This window comes from Alcanivorax sp. HI0044 (genome assembly GCF_001634945.1).
Genome location: NZ_LWEZ01000399.1, coordinates 1 through 1,082, shown reverse-complemented (window position 1 = coordinate 1,082; position 1,082 = coordinate 1). Strand labels below are relative to the sequence as shown.

The following is a 1,082-nucleotide window of genomic DNA, read 5'->3' as shown; positions in this document are numbered from 1 at the left end:
GCTGGTTAGCGCGCTACCGCCGGAGAAGGTGAGCTTGAGGCTGGAGAAGTCCAGAGCCTTGAAATCCGGATGGCGGCACAGGCCGACAAACAGGGTATTGATACCGGCCAGGCCGGTGAACTTGAACGGCTGGATGGTTTTCACAAAACCGTCCAGATCCCGCGGGTTGGGAATCAGCACATTCATGGCGCCCAGGTTGAACAGGGCCAGCATGTTCACGGTGAACGCATAGATGTGGTACAGCGGCAGCGGGCAGACGAAAATTTCCTTGCCGGCTTCGCAACGTTCGCCCAGGCGGTCTTCCATCTGCGCCGCGTTGGCCAGAATATTGGCGTGGGTGAGGCTGGCGCCCTTGGCCACACCAGTGGTACCGCCGGTGTACTGCAGCACGGCGATGTCCTCACGCTGGGCCTTGATGGGTTCCAGCTCAGGCAGGTTGGCGCCTTCTTCCATGGCCGCCACAAAATCGTGATAGCCGTGCTGGGCCTCTGTGGGCGGCGCAATCAGGTCTGCCGGGCCGGTCACCAGCACGTGCTCAACCTGGGTGTCAGCCTTGATGGCTTCCAGCCGGTCCAAGGCGTCGGCAAACACCACCAGCGCTTTGGCGCCGGAATCACTGAATTGATGCTGCATTTCCCGCGGGGTGTACAGCGGGTTGGTGTTCACCACCACCAGGCCGGCCCGGAAAGCGGCGTACGCGGCAATCGGATACTGGTTCAGGTTGGGCAGCTGAATGGCCACGCGGTCACCCTGTTGCAGTCCGCAGGCATGTTGGAACCACTTGGCCAGATGGCGGGACTTCTCTTCCAGGTCTGCAAAGGTCAGTGTCTGGCCCAGGCAGTGGTAGGCAGGCATATCCGCATACCGCTGGCAATTATGCTCGATAAATTCGGCGGTATTGGTGAACTGCTCGTTCAGTGAAGGGGTGCTCATGGAATACTTCTCCCGATAGTGTTGTGCGCGTATTAATACTGGCATTTCTGCCGTTGAATCGTTGTTATTGTGCCGGGCGAGAGCTTGAACCACTGCTCTGCGCCAGCAAGGCGGCGGCTGGCCTGCCGTCCATCTGAAATGGTCCCGAG

General features: G+C 59.9%; 1 protein-coding gene. It reads right to left on the bottom strand.

Features of this window, described 5'->3' with window-relative positions; translation table 11 throughout:
* Window positions 1–933: AMP-binding protein (locus A3730_RS04870; RefSeq protein ID WP_156500916.1), on the bottom strand; the 933-nt coding region annotated here is incomplete at its 3' end.
* Between the last annotated feature and the right edge of the window lie 149 nt (window positions 934–1,082).